At 57.1% G+C, this 16,282-nt stretch carries 14 protein-coding genes; 7 read left to right on the forward strand and 7 right to left on the reverse strand.

What is annotated here, in order from left to right; translation table 11 throughout:
* Nucleotides 1–40 precede the first annotated feature (40 nt).
* Together K7H94_RS11440 and K7H94_RS11445 are read left to right on the forward strand one after the other, a co-directional pair.
* Nucleotides 41–613 carry a cytochrome b gene (locus K7H94_RS11440; RefSeq protein WP_222951063.1) on the forward strand — a complete coding sequence of 191 codons (573 nt, stop codon included), beginning with the start codon at nucleotides 41–43 and terminating at the stop codon, nucleotides 611–613.
* A gap of 1 nt (nucleotide 614) precedes the next feature.
* Complete coding sequence (locus tag K7H94_RS11445) at nucleotides 615–1,190, forward strand: YceI family protein (RefSeq protein WP_021506439.1); 576 nt, start codon at nucleotides 615–617, stop codon at nucleotides 1,188–1,190.
* A 44-nt stretch (nucleotides 1,191–1,234) separates the two neighbouring features.
* Here K7H94_RS11445 and trhO read toward each other — a convergent pair whose 3' ends face one another.
* Entirely contained in the window at nucleotides 1,235–2,290 is a 1,056-nt protein-coding gene (gene trhO, locus K7H94_RS11450) for an oxygen-dependent tRNA uridine(34) hydroxylase TrhO (RefSeq protein ID WP_222951064.1), read from the reverse strand.
* Between the two features lie 267 nt (nucleotides 2,291–2,557).
* On the opposite strand from trhO, the gene K7H94_RS11455 reads away from it, so the two are divergent.
* The 3 genes from K7H94_RS11455 to K7H94_RS11465 all read left to right on the forward strand — a co-directional run bounded on the left by K7H94_RS11455 (nucleotide 2,558) and on the right by K7H94_RS11465 (nucleotide 4,826).
* Nucleotides 2,558–3,481, forward strand: coding sequence for a Kdo(2)-lipid IV(A) acyltransferase (locus K7H94_RS11455; protein WP_021506441.1), 924 nt, complete (start codon nucleotides 2,558–2,560; stop codon nucleotides 3,479–3,481).
* A gap of 558 nt (nucleotides 3,482–4,039) precedes the next feature.
* Nucleotides 4,040–4,306 (forward strand): hypothetical protein, encoded by a 267-nt coding sequence (locus tag K7H94_RS11460; RefSeq protein WP_021506442.1) that lies wholly within the window; start codon nucleotides 4,040–4,042, stop codon nucleotides 4,304–4,306.
* A 121-nt stretch (nucleotides 4,307–4,427) separates the two neighbouring features.
* Nucleotides 4,428–4,826: a MysB family protein gene (locus K7H94_RS11465; RefSeq protein ID WP_021506443.1), complete on the forward strand. Its 399-nt coding sequence runs from the start codon at nucleotides 4,428–4,430 to the stop codon at nucleotides 4,824–4,826.
* A 1-nt stretch (nucleotide 4,827) separates the two neighbouring features.
* On the opposite strand, the gene K7H94_RS11470 is transcribed toward K7H94_RS11465, so the two are convergent.
* The 3 genes from K7H94_RS11470 to K7H94_RS11480 form a co-directional block, all read right to left on the reverse strand.
* Nucleotides 4,828–5,067, reverse strand: coding sequence for a YceK/YidQ family lipoprotein (locus tag K7H94_RS11470; protein ID WP_021506444.1), 240 nt, complete (start codon nucleotides 5,065–5,067; stop codon nucleotides 4,828–4,830).
* Nucleotides 5,068–5,293: 226 nt separating this feature from the next.
* Nucleotides 5,294–7,846: a glucans biosynthesis glucosyltransferase MdoH gene (gene mdoH, locus K7H94_RS11475; RefSeq protein ID WP_222951065.1), complete on the reverse strand. Its 2,553-nt coding sequence runs from the start codon at nucleotides 7,844–7,846 to the stop codon at nucleotides 5,294–5,296.
* Entirely contained in the window at nucleotides 7,839–9,374 is a 1,536-nt protein-coding gene (locus K7H94_RS11480) for a glucan biosynthesis protein G (RefSeq protein ID WP_182688977.1), read from the reverse strand. The genes mdoH and K7H94_RS11480 overlap by 8 nt, the downstream gene beginning before the upstream one ends.
* A gap of 278 nt (nucleotides 9,375–9,652) precedes the next feature.
* Here K7H94_RS11480 and mdoC point away from each other — a divergent pair, with 278 nt between their 5' ends.
* Nucleotides 9,653–10,798 carry a glucans biosynthesis protein MdoC gene (gene mdoC / locus K7H94_RS11485; protein ID WP_021506447.1) on the forward strand — a complete coding sequence of 382 codons (1,146 nt, stop codon included), beginning with the start codon at nucleotides 9,653–9,655 and terminating at the stop codon, nucleotides 10,796–10,798.
* 40 nt (nucleotides 10,799–10,838) lie between these two features.
* Here mdoC and K7H94_RS11490 read toward each other — a convergent pair whose 3' ends face one another.
* Nucleotides 10,839–12,299, reverse strand: a complete 1,461-nt coding sequence (locus tag K7H94_RS11490; RefSeq protein ID WP_021506448.1) for a phospholipase D-like domain-containing protein — start codon at nucleotides 12,297–12,299, stop codon at nucleotides 10,839–10,841.
* A 152-nt stretch (nucleotides 12,300–12,451) separates the two neighbouring features.
* Here K7H94_RS11490 and K7H94_RS11495 point away from each other — a divergent pair, with 152 nt between their 5' ends.
* On the forward strand, nucleotides 12,452–13,591 hold the full coding sequence (locus K7H94_RS11495; protein WP_127833908.1) for a beta-glucosidase: 1,140 nt from the start codon (nucleotides 12,452–12,454) through the stop codon (nucleotides 13,589–13,591).
* On the opposite strand, the gene K7H94_RS11500 is transcribed toward K7H94_RS11495, so the two are convergent.
* Nucleotides 13,588–13,764: a hypothetical protein gene (locus K7H94_RS11500; protein ID WP_021506450.1), complete on the reverse strand. Its 177-nt coding sequence runs from the start codon at nucleotides 13,762–13,764 to the stop codon at nucleotides 13,588–13,590. The genes K7H94_RS11495 and K7H94_RS11500 overlap by 4 nt on opposite strands.
* A gap of 313 nt (nucleotides 13,765–14,077) precedes the next feature.
* The gene (locus K7H94_RS11505; RefSeq protein ID WP_031279293.1) at nucleotides 14,078–16,279 is read right to left on the reverse strand and encodes a TonB-dependent receptor; all 2,202 of its coding nucleotides are present in this window, start codon (nucleotides 16,277–16,279) and stop codon (nucleotides 14,078–14,080) included.
* Nucleotides 16,280–16,282 lie beyond the last annotated feature (3 nt).

A 16,282-nucleotide genomic window follows, 5' to 3' on the forward strand; every position in this document is an offset into this window, starting at 1 on the left:
AGATTCTCATTACCACTTATTTCCTGATAACGGCTTAACTATGTGGCGTAATTCTCCACGGCACTACGGTGCGTTAACCATTGCGTTGCACTGGCTGATGGCGCTGACGATTTACGGTATGTTCGCGCTGGGTTTATGGATGGTCGGACTTGGCTATTACGACGGCTGGTATCACAGCGCCCCTGAGATTCACAAAGGCATCGGCATCTTACTGTTTGCTGCTCTGCTGCTGCGCCTGGGCTGGCGCGTGATATCGCCACCGCCGGCACCACTCACCAGTTACTCGCCGCACGTACGCCGTGCCGCCCATGCGGCGCACTGGCTGCTGTATGGCCTGCTGCTGGTGTTGCTGATCAGCGGCTATCTGATCTCTACCGCAGACGGCAAGCCGGTCTCAGTGTTTGGCTGGTTTGAGGTACCGGCACTGTTTACCGGCGCGGGTGAGCAGGCCGATGTCGCCGGTGAGGTCCATTTATGGCTGGCGTGGGCTTTGGTGCTGTTGTCTGCGCTGCACGCCCTGGCCGCGCTGAAACACCATTTTGTCGATCGCGACATGACGCTGAAACGGATGCTCGGTTACCGCATCCCCTTAACCTCTGAAAAGGAAAAGTAATATGATCAGGAAAACCCTGCTGGCGCTCAGCGCCGCTGCCCTCTTTTCGACCAGCCTGAGTGCCAGCGCGGCTGAGTATAAGTTTGATAAAGAGGGTCAGCACGCGTTTGTTCAGTTCCGCATTCAGCATCTTGGCTACAGCTGGCTGTACGGCAGCTTTAAAGATTTTGATGGCAGTTTTACTTTCGATGAAGCCAATCCCGCCGCGGACAAGGTCAACGTGACCATCAATACCAACAGCCTCGATACCAACCATGCCGAACGCGACAAGCATCTGCGCAGCGCGGATTTCCTCAATACCGGCAAATTCCCGCAGGCCAGCTTCAGCTCGACTGAGGTTAAAAAACAGGGCAAGGATTATAAGATCACCGGCAACCTGACGCTCAACGGCGTAACGAAGCCGATCACGCTGGATGCGCAGCTGATTGGGGAAGGCAAGGATCCGTGGGGCGGTTATCGCGCCGGCTTTGCCGCCAGCGGCGAAATCGTGCTGAAAGAGTTCAACATCAGCAAAGATCTCGGTCCGGCCTCGCAAAAAGCCGAGCTGATCATTTCAGTAGAAGGTGTGCGTCAGTAATCAGCAGTACAGCCTGGCGGGCAATGCGCCAGGCTGTTAAGCCGTTACTTTTTGTCCGGCGCGGGGATCGCCATGGTCATGTTGAGTAAACCGCGCGATTTATTGAACACTTTGTTGCCATTTTCACGGCCAGCGCGGCGCGCGCGCTGCTCTTCCGGCGCCAGTTTCGACTCTTCCATGCACAGCGGGCTGCAGCAGTTCTGATACTTTTCTGCACAGCTCGGGCACTGGATAAACAGCAGATGGCAGCCGTCATTAACGCAGTTGGTGTGGCTGTCGCACGGTGCACCACACTGATGGCAGCTGGAGAGAATATCGTCAGAGATACGCTCGCCCATACGCTCGTCAAACACGAAGTTTTTGCCTTTGAAGCGCACCGGTAAACCCTGCTCGCGCGCGCGGCGGGTATATTCGATGATGCCCCCTTCAATGTGGTAAACATCATCAAAACCGTTGTGCTTCATCCACGCACTGGCTTTTTCACAGCGGATGCCGCCGGTACAGTACATGACGATTTTTTTGTCTTTCTGCGCCTGCAGCATATCCACCGCCATCGGCAGCTGATCGCGGAACGTATCGGCTGGCACTTCCAGCGCGTTGTCGAAGTGGCCCACTTCGTATTCGTAGTGGTTACGCATATCCACAAACACCGCATCCGGATCGTCGAGCATGGCGTTGACTTCGGCCGCTTTAAGATAGTTACCGACGTTACTGGCGTCGAAGCTACCGTCTTCAATACCGTCAGCCACGATGCGATCGCGCACTTTCAGGCGCAGCACCCAGAACGATTTGCCGTCGTCATCCAGCGCGATGTTCATGCGCAGATTGTCGAGCGCCGGGTCAAAGGCATAGAGCATCGCCTTCATCGCCTCATAGCGACTGGCCGGCACGCTGATTTGCGCATTAATCCCTTCCTGCGCCACGTAGACGCGGCCGAACACCTTCAGCTGGGTTAAGGCAACATAGAGACGGTCGCGGAATGCCCGTGGATCGGCAATCTGGAAGTATTTGTAAAAAGAGACTGTGGTACGCGGCTCGGTTTCGGCCAGCATACGTTCTTTCAGCTCTTTATTGGAAACGAGGTTGTGTAACACTGGCATGGTGAACACCTGTTAGCAATCAGAGAAATTTAGCGCGCATATGATACCTGAATTGAGCGTGATGCAAAGCCTCTGGTGCAATTCTCCTGCCATCAGCCACAATCGACGGGGTTCTGCGTTGTGCTCGCTAATATCTGCGCAGAAATGCTGTTCGTCGTGCGCTGACGCACGGATGGTTGATTTCAGTCAGAGAGAAAAAATGGCATAATCCCGGCCAATTACAGAAACCGGACTCTCTGGTACACGACGCAGGACATTGATATTTCCATGACGCAACTTCCGCAATTTACCCGCGAACTCCTTCATCCACGCTACTGGCTGACCTGGCTGGGCATCGGCTTCCTCTATGTGCTGGTGCTGTTGCCCTACCCGCTGCTGTACGTGACTGGCTGCGGGCTGGGACGCCTTGCCATGCGTTTTATGAAGCGTCGTGTTCAGGTCGCGCAACGCAATCTGGCGCTGTGCTTCCCGGATATGCCGACCAGCGAACGTGAAGCCATGGTGAAGCACAATTTCGAATCGGTGGGAATGGGGCTGATTGAAACCGGCATGGCGTGGTTCTGGCCGGACTGGCGTATTCGTAAATGGGTCAGCACCAGCGGCCTGGAGCACGTTACCGAGGCGCTGGCCCAAAAGCGCGGCATCCTGCTGATTGGCATGCACTTCCTGACGCTGGAGCTGGGCGCGCGCGTGTTTGGCATGTATAACCCGGGTATTGGCGTGTATCGCCCTAACGACAACAAGTTACTGGACTGGCTGCAAACCTGGGGACGCATGCGTTCCAATAAAAGCATGCTGGACCGCAAAGATCTGAAAGGCATGATTCGCGCCATGAAGAACAACGACATCATCTGGTATGCGCCCGATCACGACTACGGCCCGCGCAGCAGTGTATTCGCCCCGTTCTTCGCCGTTCAGGAAGCCGCGACCACCACCGGCACGCATATGCTGATTCGTCTGGCTAATCCGAGCGTGGTGCCGTTTCTGGCACGCCGCCTGCCGCATGGCCGCGGCTACGAACTGAAAATGATGCCGGATATCCGCCACAAATTCTCACTGGAGAGTGAACTGGATACCGCTATCGTGATGAATAAAGTGGTGGAAGAGACGGTACTGCTGGCGCCTGAGCAGTATATGTGGCTGCATCGCCGCTTTAAAACCCGACCCGAAGGGCAGCCTTCACGCTATTGATCGGTTGCGGGGTATTATCAATGCCCCGCGTTATTTACCGCACATTTGCCTTAATTCATGTGATTCTCTGCGCAGTGGCGCGCAAAAAAAGGCCCAGCCTGAACTGCTATGTCTTCCACTCGCTGACACTTAAGTTAACGGCAGCCTTTACGCCTCCTGCTGCTATCTTGCGCATTAATCACGGTTTTTCGCTGCTACGCTAACGCTTTCTCCCTCGCCCGCCGCTGCTTTTCAGTGCCTGAGTTTATACAGCAATACGCGTAAAATTTGACGGGTGCGGATCTGATTTTGACGACTTCCAGGCCTTTTCCTATTTAATTTTACTCAGGCTTGCCTTCTTACTTACTTATCTAATAAATTTTACTGATTAAACAAGTATTTGTCTGAAAGTTAACCGCCATATTCTCTTTTGATTAAAAATTCATCTTTAATATATCTTTATGGAATTGGTTAGCCCGATTGAATCCAGTTAGTTTCGACCCTGACAGTTAGTTCGTTAACTGCGCGTTTAAAAATATAAAAAGATTACACACAGCAAATATATTCAGGACACATAATATGAATAAAGGTATCTACTACTACGTGACGATCAGTACCGATCAGGAGGGTTACCATCTGCTGCATCGGAAGGAGTGTAAACGTCTGCCGGTTAAGGAGGATATGGTGTTCATCGGTACGCTCTATAATTTAAATCAGGCTTTGGCCACCGCACGAATTAATTTTAAAAAGGTGAAACCCTGTATTAAATGCTGCATCCGTTATTCTGCACCCGTGTTACGCGAGTCGGTACGACCGGTTCTGCACTTTCCGCAAAAAATGATGTAACCGGCGCGGGTGGATGACTTTTTACGCATCCACCCCGTCATTGTTCTCTCCCGCCCTGACAGCCGCCAATTTTCGTCTATTCTTCTGTGAAATCCCTTTTTGCACTGACAAGGAGTTGCAGATGAGCCTGTATAGTACGTTAGAAGAAGCCATTGAAGCCGCACGCGAAGAGTTTCTCGCCAGCCAGCCTGAGCTGGAGCAGGATGACGCCAGCGTCAGCCAGTTTGCGCTGCAGAAGTACGTGATGCAGGATGGCGACATTATGTGGCAGGCGGAGTTTTTCGCTGATGAGGACGGCCAGGGCGAATGCCTGCCAATCTGCAGCGGTGAAGCGGCGCAGGCGGTGTTCGACGGTAATTTCGATGAAATTGAGCTGCGCCAGGAGTGGCAGTCGGAAAATACCCTGCACGAATGGGACGAAGGCGAATTTCAGCTGGAGCCGCCGCGCGACCTGGAAGAAGGCGAGGCAGCGGCCGAAGAGTGGGAAGACGACGACAGTCCGTCAGACAACTGGGCGTAAGTTACTCGTACGGGCCGTGCTGTGCGTCAACCGGCAGTAGCAGCGTGTCCATCACCAGCGACAGCGGCAGATCGAGAATGGTCAGCACACGCCACGGCCCGTCACGCACATCCCACTGCACGCCCGGATAATACTGGTTGCCGTGCCCCTGTCCGGGTACGGTCCGGCTGATAATGCTGCCACAGCCCGTCAGCAGCAAAATGGCGGCGCACAGCGCGATTAACTTCAGGCAATATTTCACTGCATTTACTCACCCTGAACTGACACCCCTGATTCTGATATGCGTCAGTGACTGTTAAATGTGCTCAGGAACGCTGGCACGTGTCATCGCGCCATTTTAGCTGCGGGTGCAGCTAAACCGCTATGCCTTTATGCGTAAAGATTGTGTGAGGCGCGTTAAGCACTTCGCTGAAGCGCAGGCATAAAAAAAGCGGCATCGCTGCCGCTTTTTCATCACCGTTAGCCTGTCAGGCGCGCTGAGGCAGCGCCTGCGGGTTAAGCGTGAGTTTCTGATAACTCTCTACCCACTGATGATATTTATCCGCACTTTCCCACAAGCGCGTGTGCACGCGCGCCAGCACCACCGGATCGCTGATCAGCTGCAGACGCTGTTCGCGATTCAGTTTTTCCGGCGCATCGCTCAATGCCTGATCGACGCGGCGATCGCGTGCGTGATCCAGCAGTGCGCTCTGCTTATGGCGCGATGTCGCCATCGCCGTCGCCAGCGCGTTGAACGCCGGATTGAACAGCGCATGCATAAAGCCATGCTTCAGCGCACGTTCACGGTTCAGCTGCAGATAGTGATCGGTGTCGACCAGCTCTTTCGGCGGCTCATACTCTTCCGGGATCAGGAACAGCTTTGCACGCTTACTCTTCAGCCCGACCGTGGCACGACTCGACATCACCGAGACAAACGGCGACAGAATCAGCGAGAAGACGATTGGCGCCAGCCACCACAGGAAGTTGAGATCGAGCACGCCCATCCCGACGGCCCAGACAATGCCCAGCAGCATCTGTGAACCGTGGCGACGGAACGCTTCGCTCCACGGCGTGGCATCATCGTCACGCTGCGGCGAGTTCCACACCACTTCCCAGCCAAGGAACGCGCTGACCACAAACACGGTGTGGAACAGCATGCGCACCGGTGCCAGCAGCACCGAGAACAGCATCTCCAGCAGCAGCGAGAGGAACAGGCGGAATGCGCCACCGTACGGTTTCGCCCCTTTAAACCAGATCAGCACCACGCTGAGCAGTTTTGGCAGGAACAGCAGCACCAGCGTGGTGGAGAACAGCGCAATCGCCAAATCCGGACGCCACTGCGGCCACACCGGGAACAGCTGACGCGGCTGCAGGAAGTAGGTCGGTTCCATCAGCGTATGCACCACCTGCAGGGCGGTCGACAACGCAAGGAACATAAACCACAGCGGTGCCGACAGGTAGGACATCACGCCGGTCAGGAACACCGCGCGGTGCACCGGGTGCATGCCTTTTACCAGGAACAGGCGGAAGTTCATCAGGTTGCCGTGGCACCAGCGACGGTCACGCTTCAGCTCATCCAGCAGGTTCGGCGGCAGCTCTTCATAAGAACCCGGCAGATCGTAGGCGATCCACACGCCCCAGCCGGCACGACGCATCAGCGCCGCTTCCACGAAGTCATGTGACAGAATCGAACCGGCGAAGGAGCCTTCACCCGGCAGCGGCGCCAGCGCACAGTGTTCAATAAACGGCTGCACGCGAATAATGGCGTTGTGCCCCCAGTAGTGCGATTCGCCCAGCTGCCAGAAGTGCAGACCAGCGGTAAACAGCGGCCCGTAAACGCGGGTGGCGAACTGCTGACAGCGCGCATACAGCGTATCCATGCCTGACGCTTTCGGCGACGACTGAATAATACCGGCGTTCGGGTTCGCTTCCATCATGCGCACCAGACCGGTGAGACACTCACCGCTCATCACGCTGTCGGCGTCCAGCACTACCATGTAGCTGTAGTTGCTGCCCCAGCGACGGCAGAAGTCATCGATGTTGCCGCTTTTACGCTTCACGCGGCGGCGACGACGGCGATAGAAGATCTTGCCCGCCCCACCGACATCCCGCACCAGCTCCATCCACGCTTTTTGCTCGGCGATGGCGATGTCGGCATCGTAGCTATCGCTCAGGATGTAAACGTCGAAATGCTCCGCGTTACCGGTGCGTTTCACCGACTCCCAGGTGGCGCGCAGACCGGCGAACACGCGTTCCACGTCTTCGTTACAGATTGGCATGATCAGCGCGGTGCGATGTTCCGGATTGAGCGGCTCATCCCCGGTGGTCGAGTACGAGATGCTGTACTTATCGCGACCGATCAGCAGCTGCAGGAAGCCCATCAGCGCGGTCCAGAAACCGGCCGATACCCAGCAGAACAGGATGGCAAACAGGAATAGGATGCCGGTCTGCAGAATATACGGCAGGATCAGCTCCACCGACTGCAGCCAGTTCTGGTTAAACAGCTCGACCGGATCGAGCAGCGTCCAGCCCTGATACGGCAGAATGGTTTTCATGTACCAGGTGGCGACCACGGTCTGCAGAATGGTCAGAATCAGCAGCACGTAGCGACGCATGGAACCTACGTGGCGCCATTTGTCTTCCGCTTTCTGCTCTTCCACCGTGGCATAGCGTGGGTTGCCTTTCTGCCCGCGCAGGGAATCCCAGGCGCGCGCGATCGGGTTAGTACGCCAGGCTTCCGGGAACATCAGCGAACGCTTCACTGGCGGCATCGCCTTCAGCGTGGTGCGGTCGAGATAATCTTTACTGAGCTGCTGGCCACCGGCGAGCGAATCCGGCCACGCCATGGATACGCGCGATGAGACCGATTTCAGCGGCGCATCGTCCGGCCGTTCGCTGGCGGCGATATCCTGCCCCAGCGCGCTGTGAATGGCATGAAACGCCTGCGCATTCTGCAGCGAGGCGCTGAGCGTGGCGCGTGCTGCCGCATCAAGCGGCAGCGCCTCCACGTAAGATTGAGGTAAATAAGTCGATTTATTCATTGGCAGGTAACTGATAGCTCCAGGTTTCCGTCAATGTCTTGTCGCCGCTCACCAGCGCCGCACGCATTTCGGTCGGCTGCTTGTTGTCTTTCACGCGCAGACGCAGCACCAGACGCCAGCCTTTGGTGACCGGGTTGTAGCGTACGCTCTGCTCGACCACGTCGGCGTTGTTACCGACGCTGACCTGCGGCGCCACCTGGGTGTTTTCCGGCAGCTTGCTCATCGCTTTACCGACAAAGTCCACGGTAAAGGCGATGGAACCATCCGGCTGACGCACCAGGTTAGACTGCTTCACATCGCCCGCAGAACGCAGCGTGTCTTTCACCCAGGCCACATCGTCCTGGTGCAGCTGGTTTTCATCGCGCGTAAAGTGCAGACGATATTTGAAGTTCATCTCTTTGCCTGGCTCTGGCAGGCTCTCCGGCGTCCAGAAGGCCACGATATTATCGTTGGTTTCATCTGCCGTCGGGATCTCCACCAGCTCTACGCGGCCTTTGCCCCAGTCGCCCTGCGGCTCAACCCAGCCGCTTGGACGCAGATCATAGCGGTCGTCCAGGTCCTGATAATGGCTGAAGTCACGGCCACGCTGCAGCAGACCGAAGCCTTTCGGGTTTTCGATGGTAAAGGTGCTGACCGCCAGGTGTTTCGGGTTATTGAGCGGACGCCAGATCCACTCGCCATTTCCGGCGTGAATCGACAGGCCGTTCGAATCATGCAGCTCCTGGCGGAAGTTGCTGACCGGCGACGGCTGGTTAGCGCCAAACAGGAACATACTGGTGAGTGGGGCTACGCCGAGTTTGCCGACGTTGTCACGCAGATACACTTTAGACTGCACGTCCACGGTGGACTCTTTGCCCGGCTGGATCACAAAGCGATAGGCACCGGCGGCGCGCGGAGAATCCAGCAGCGCATAAATCACCAGCTGTTTATCCTGCGGCTTCGGCCGCTCGATCCAGAACTCTTTAAAGCGCGGGAACTCCTCACCGGAAGGCAGCGCGGTATCAATCGCCAGACCACGCGCCGACAGGCCATACACCTGGCCTTCGCCAATCACGCGGAAATAGCTGGCACCCAGGAAGCTGGTGATCTCATCGTCTTTACCCTTTTTATTTAAAGGATACAGCACTTTGAAACCGGCAAAACCGAGGTTTTTCACCGCATCGGCATCGTGTTTCACGTTGCCGAAATTGAAGTAGTCAGGGTTATATTTGATTTCACGTACCGAAGACGCGGTGACTTCATTGATTTTCACCGGCGTGTCGAAATACATGCCCTGATGATAGAACTCGAGCTTAAACGGCGTGCGCAGTTTGCCCCAGTATGCTTTGTCGTGGTTAAACTGGATCTGCTGATAGTCAGCAAACTTCATTTCACGAAACTGAGAGGGTAAATTGCTTTTTGGCGCTTCAAAACCTTTCCCTGCCAGCGCCTTAGCTTGCTTTGCCACATCATCAATGTTGAACGCCCAGCTATTGTTGGCGTACAACGCCAGCAGAACTGCTGCGCCTACCCAGCGCATCTTCACCAGCCCGCCATTATTCTTCACTTTAGTCAGCACATCCCCCCCTTTCGTGTGCTTAGATCAAACCCATTTATCTTAAAGGATTATTCGGTTTTCCGACAGCTTATGTAAAAGATTGTTCCCCTGATTCGTAAGCCGAAAGTGTACTTTTCGGATAATTAAACCCGGAAGATTAAGAAACAGATTCACCTGATAGTATACGCTGTTTACAGCCGGTAGAATTTCGTCCGGCATAATCCGGTTTCAGGGTGAAACCGGCAAGTAAACTGACAAACCGGAAGCTTATGAGTTCAGCCAAACCCGAACGTGAATATTTCCTCGACTCGATTCGAGCGTATTTAATGCTGCTGGGCGTGCCTTTTCACGTCTCACTGATTTACTCGACCCAACGCTGGTCGGTTAACAGCCAGGACGCCTCACTGTGGCTGACGGTGCTGAATGATTTTATTCACGCCTTCCGCATGCAGGTGTTCTTTGTTATTTCAGGTTATTTCTCATATATGCTCTATCTGCGCTATCAGCCCAACCGCTGGCTGAAGGTGCGGCTGGAGCGCGTCGGCATTCCGCTGTTAACCGCGGTGCCGCTCATTACCCTGCCACAGTTTTTTATGCTGAAAAATCTCACCAGCAAAGTCGGCGATTGGGCAAACTTCTCGCTGTATGACAAGTACAACGCGCTGATGTGGGATCTGATTTCGCACCTGTGGTTTTTACTGGTACTGGTGATTCTGACCGCGTTTGGCATGCTGAGCTTCCGCTGGCTACGCGATCAGCAGCGCCGTATCGATTATCAGCAGGTTGGCTGGGGCAAGCTGACGCTGGCCCTGCTGGCCTATGCGCTGGTGTGGTGCGCCTTCCGCCGGCTGATTTTCCACTTTGCCCCCGCGCTGTTAATGGATGGTCTGTTCAGCATTGCGGTGATGCAGTCGCTGTTCTTCCTGCCGTTCTTTATGCTGGGTGCGCTGAGCTGGAAACATCAGGCGCTGAAAGCGCTGTTTGTGCGTTTTAATCCGGTGATGTGCTTTGGTGCCATTGCGGTGTTTATCGCGTACAGTCTGAATCAGCGCTACAGCAGCGGTGAAGGCTGGCTGTACGAGCTTGATGCCATCATTTCTACGCTGATGGGCTTGTGTATGCTGAACGTCTGCTTCAGCTTCGGCCACAAGCTGCTGAACAGCCACTCGCCGCGCATCATGTATCTGGTGAACGCGTCGCTGTTTATTTATCTGGTGCACCATCCGCTGACCATTCTGTACGGCATCTACGTTACGCCACACATCAGCAGTAATACGCTGGGCTTCTTTGTCGGCCTGCTGATGGTGTTTGGCGTCGCCTTTGCCCTGTACGAGATTCATCTGCGTATCCCGCTGCTGCGCTTTTTGTTCTCCGGCAAGCCGCAGCGCAAACCAGAGACCTCCGCGCAGACGTAACGGCGTGCTTACCCGCCGGGCGGCGCGCGGTGCAGCCCGGCTATAGCAACCACTCCACCGGCAGACGCCATACCAGCCGCACCAGCAAACGCTGCAATAGCGTGCACTGCGGCTCGTGCTTATGTACCACTTCCCGCGCTTCGCCGCTGTACTCCACCCAGTTAACGCGGCCCCACTTATCCAGCCGCAGTGCCCAGGCGCGGTCGCGCATGCCGCTGCTGAAGCGCTGATGGGTCTGCTGCGCCAGCGCTTCGCTCTCAATCACCAGCCCCATTTCCGTATTCAGCACCGCCGAACGCGGATCGAAATTAAACGAGCCAATAAACACTTTGCGGTTATCGACGGTGAAAGTCTTGGCGTGCAGGCTGGAGCCGGAATTCCCGGTCAGACCGCGATCGTGCGGGGCATCCGCGGCATTGGCCTGCGGCTTCAGTTCATAGAGCGCAATGCCGTGACGCAGCAGCTTCTTGCGCCAGCGCGCATAGCCGGCGTGAACCACGGTGACATCATTGGCGGCCAGCGAGTTGGTTAAGATGGCGATCTTAACGCCCCGCCGCTTCAGCGCCAGCAGCTGTGCCACCCCGGCACGGGTCGGGACAAAATAGGCCGAGATGATATCGAACTGCTGCTGCGGCGTGCCGATCACCTCCAGCATGCGCTGCGGCAGCAAAGAGGAGCGCTTCGCTTTGCCCAGCCCTTTGCGCGGATCGTCACTCAGCAGCCGCGTGTGTGCCCAGGTCATGCTCAGCGAGCCCTGCTCCAGCTGGCTGACAAACGAGGATTTCTCCAGCCGCGCCAGATAGCGCTGCACCGCCTCGCTCTGCTGCCACTCCGGCGGTAAACGCACCGCTTCATGCGGCGGTGCGCCGGTGTCCACGACGCTGCGCAATGGCGATACCGCTTTGCTGTGCCAGTAGCGGGCGAAATCTTCCGCCACTTCATCTACCGCCGGTCCCAGCGCCAGCACGTCGAGATCGGTAAACAGCGGCTCATTGCCGGTGCCAAAATATTCGTCGCCGATGTTACGGCCGCCCACCAGCGTTACCGCGCCGTCCACGGTCAGGCTTTTGTTGTGCATCCGGCGATTCAGGCGGGCGAAGTCGGTCAGATAGCCCAGCGCGCGCAGGGTTCGAAACGAGAAGGGATTAAACAGCCGCACGGCGATATTCGGATGCCGATCGAGTTCAGCAAGCGTTTCATCCAGCCCGGGCGTATTGTTGTCATCCAGCAGCAGGCGCACCTGCACGCCGCGCTCCGCCGCATCCAGCAGTGCGCTGAACAGCAGGCGTCCGGACATGTCGTTGTGCCAGATGTAATACTGGACGTCGATGGTGTGCTGCGCCATGCCCATCAGCAGATAGCGTGCCGCAAACGCATCCAGCCCATCGTTCAGCGGATGAATGCCGCTCAGTCCCGGATGACGGGCACATTGCTGTTGCGCATGTTCTCTCAGCCCGTCGCCCGGCCGTTCGCGTGAGGAACGCAGTGCCGCTTCGCTCATACTCAATCCCTGCTTACCCTGAAGCTGTTATTGTTGGTATCACCGCACGTAAAGGCAATCAGAGCCGTCTACTTCCGCGTCGGGTGCGGCGTTAATTTAGTCTAGACTTAGCCAGGCGTTCTGTATCCGGCGTTCTTCGTGAGGAGAAGATCATGACTCAGCTATCCCCGCGCCATCAGCCCCGGCTATTTCGCAGCTTTTTTCAGGGCAGCTTCCCCTGCTCTACCGCCTGCCGCAGCGGCGGGCGACGACTGGATATGGTCATCAGCAGCGGCCACGACATGCTGCTGGAGAAAGATTACGCCGCGCTGGCGCAGGAGGGATTGCGCACCGCGCGCGACGGCGCCCGCTGGCACCTGATTGAGGCCACGCCAGGTGAATACGACTGGCGCACCTTTCTGCCGATGATTCACGCGGCGGCGCGCCATGATTTACAAATCATCTGGGAGCTGGCGCACTTTGGCTACCCCGATCATCTCGATATCTGGAAGCCGGCGTTTGTGGAGCACTTTGGCCGCTTCGCGCGCGCCATGGCTCAGCTGATGCGGGATGAGGGCGTGGAGCAGCCGTTCTTTACGCCTATCAATCAGATATCCTTCTGGTCATGGGCCGGCGCCGATGTCTCGTGGCTCGATCCCTATGCCAGCGCACGCGGTCGCGAACTGAAACGTCAGCTGGTGCGCGCCTCGCTGACGGCCATGCACGCCATTCGCGACGTCTATCCGGACGCCCGCTTCGTGCTGACCGACCCGCTGGTGCAGATCGCCGCCGATCCGCATAACCCCGACAGCAAACCTTATGCCGACAGCCAGCATCAGGCGCAGTTTGAAGCCTGGGACTGGCTGGCAGGACGCGATGCGCCGGAGCTGGGTGGTCAGCCCGATTTTCTCGACATCCTGGGGCTGAACTATTATCCCGACAACCACTGGTTCTTCTCCGGCGACACCATTCCGCCCGACCACCCGCAGCGTCAGCCGCTGCACCGGCTGCTGATGCAGTGCTGGCAGCGTTATCAGCGCCCGCTGCTGCTGGCAGAAACCGGCGCGGAAGGCGACGCGCGCGCGCCCTGGCTGCGGCATGTCAGTGATGAAGCGCGGCTGGCCTTAGCGCAGGGCGTGGCGCTGGAGGGCATTTCGCTCTATCCGGTGGTGGAGTATCCGGCGTGGGCCGACGATCGGCGCTCGCCTGGCGCGCTGTTTGGTCTGGGCGATCCTAATGGCAATCGCACCCTGCACGAAGCGCTGGCGCTGGAGTTACGCAGTCAGCAGATTAAATGGCGCACCCAGGATTAAGAGTGCTGCACCGGGCTGGCGGTTTTGGGCGGGCAGGTTTGTACATCCAGTGACGGATCGGCTGGATGGCGCACGTCCGTCAGCCAGGTCATGGTGAAAAGGAACACTACGCCGATCAGGCAGGCGGAAAGCAGTCCAATGATGGCGATCAGTTTGTCATCCCGGGATTCCATCGACATCTCCTTGCGGGCGTCCGTAGTCGGTTGCTGGCCTCAGCTCATCCATAATGTAAGCATCAGGACGAAGATTATAAGGGTAACCGAGGTCACTGCAAGTACCACAATGGCGAAGTGCGCATCATCCAGCGGTTGCCGTAAAGGTTCGTCGTGATCGTCAGGTGGCGCGGGTGAACTCATGATGACTCAACAGGAAAGAGGCGTTTTTCAGCGGGATTGCCGCACAGAGTGTAATGGAATAGCGGCCAACGTACAGCACTATTTCTGGCGGAAAAGACCACGGAGCGTCACTACGCCCCGTGGTGGCCGCTTAGAAATCGTAGCTCATGCTGATTTTCAGCGTGCGCGGGTCGCCCTGCGCGAGATAGGTGCCGGTGTCATCAACGTTTGACCAGTACTTCTCATTGGTGACGTTTTCGACCGCCACGCGCCACACCAGATCGTTCTGATTCACCTTCATGCGGTAACGCATACCAAGATCCAGCGTGGTATAGCTGTCCAGCTTGAGGGTGTTGGCCGAGTTGGCATACTGAGAGCCGCTGTGGTTGAGCAGCGCCGTGGCCGTCAGCCCCTCCACCGGCTTGATGTCATACTCCGCGCCCAGCACGTAGGTGTAGCGCGGCACACCAATCGCCTGTTTGCCATCGTAAGTGCCGCCGGCGGTTTTCTTCATCACCGGATCGATCCAGGTGGCGCTGGCGTTGAGGCGCAGGCCCAGCACCGGCTCACCAAACACGTTGGCTTCCACGCCGCGATGGCGCTGCTCGCCATCCATGACGTAGACATTGTCACTGTTGATCAGGCCGGACGGTTTCTGGATTTCAAACAGCCCCAGCGAGCCGCCGATGCGGCCGAAATCCGTTTTCACACCGATCTCATTCTGCTTCGAGTGCGCCACGCCGGTCACGGTGCCATAGTTGACGGCGTCTTTGGGGGCCACTTCACCAGGCTGCAGCGCTTCCGTATGGTTCGCGTACAGCGCCACTTCTTTCCACGGCTTGTAAACCACGCCGTACGTTGGCATCCAGCGGTCGTTGGTGAAGCGTGAATCAACGCTTTCCGCGCCGGTGTTGTAGTTATAGCTGCGCACCACCACTTTCTGATGGCGAGCACCGACGGTCACCAGCAGCGTATCGTCCAGTAATCCGAGCGTATCGCTCAGCAGATAGCCCTGGGTGCGGGTGCGCGAAGTGGTAAGCGGATCGGAGAACTTGCCGCCGGCGAAGGTGGCCGCCGGTTCAGCCACGTCGCCGCTGTGGTAGATATTAAATGGCGTGCCCACCAGCGACATGTCGTAGGCATTTTTCGCATTGGTGGTCAGCGCCGAGTAACCTACGTTGACTTTATGACTGACGAAACCGGTGTGGAACTCACCGCGCAGCCCCACCATGCCGCTCATGTTGTCCTGAATACGGTTGGAGTAGAAGCTGCTGATGGTGCCGTCACCGTTGCTGTTGGTAATGGTCGGCGCGCCGTAGTTGCCGGTTTCATGAGCGTGCTGTGCGCCGAGACCGGCATAGGCCGTCCAGCTGTCGGTAATATCGTATTCTGCTTTGGCGATACCGAATTCAGATTCCATATCGCTGTACACCCATTTCTGGCTGTAGTTGTGCGAATTTGACGGCACCGCCGGGATCACCCCGGCGCTGGCGAATTTCACGCCCTGTAAGCCGTCATGGAAGGTTTTCTTCTGATAGCCGACGTCCAGCGAGGTGCGCAGCCGGTCGCCGCGATAATCAAGACCGACCGAGGCCGCCGTGGTGCGTTTTTTCTCGCCGTCAACGCCGGTTTCACCCTCGCGATGCACGGCATTAACCCGCACGCCAAACTGATTGTTATCGCCAAAGCGACGCCCCACGTCCAGCGTTCCGCCGACCTGAGACGAGGAGGTGTAATCGAGGCCCACGCGATTGATCGGCGTATCTTCGGCATGTTTCGGCTCGAGGTTAATCATACCGCCGACGCCGGAACTGGCTGCGCCGTTAACCAGACTGTTCGCGCCTTTGAAGATCTCCACACGATCGATCAGCGAAGCGTCCATCACCTGGCGCGGCACCACGCCCGGCAGACCGCCGAAGGTCATATCATCGCCGTCGAGAGTGAAACCCCGAATGCGGTAAGTTTCAGCAAAATTGCCGTAACCTTTGACGTTCTGCACGCCCGCATCGTTGCGCACCACATCGGCGATGGTTTGCGCTTGCTGGTCCTGAATCATTTTTGCCGTATAGCCGATGACGTTGAACGGCACGTCCATGGCGTTTTGCTCGCCCAGCATGCCGAGGCGACCGCCGTGGGCAATCTGGCCGTCGAGAAAGGCCGGTACTAAGTCGTTGCCGCCGGGTTTGAATTCACTCTGCGGCGTGGCGGTGACGGTCAGCGTCTGCTGTTCGTTAGCGCCCTGAGGTGCGTTACTGGTGTTAGTGGTAGCAGCCATCACTGGCAAACAACCGGCGCTGACCAGCATGGCCAGCAGCGTCGGTTTCATTCCGGGATTGAAAGGCGTTCTGCGCATGGT

Source organism: Pantoea dispersa (assembly GCF_019890955.1).
Classification (GTDB): domain Bacteria; phylum Pseudomonadota; class Gammaproteobacteria; order Enterobacterales; family Enterobacteriaceae; genus Pantoea; species Pantoea dispersa.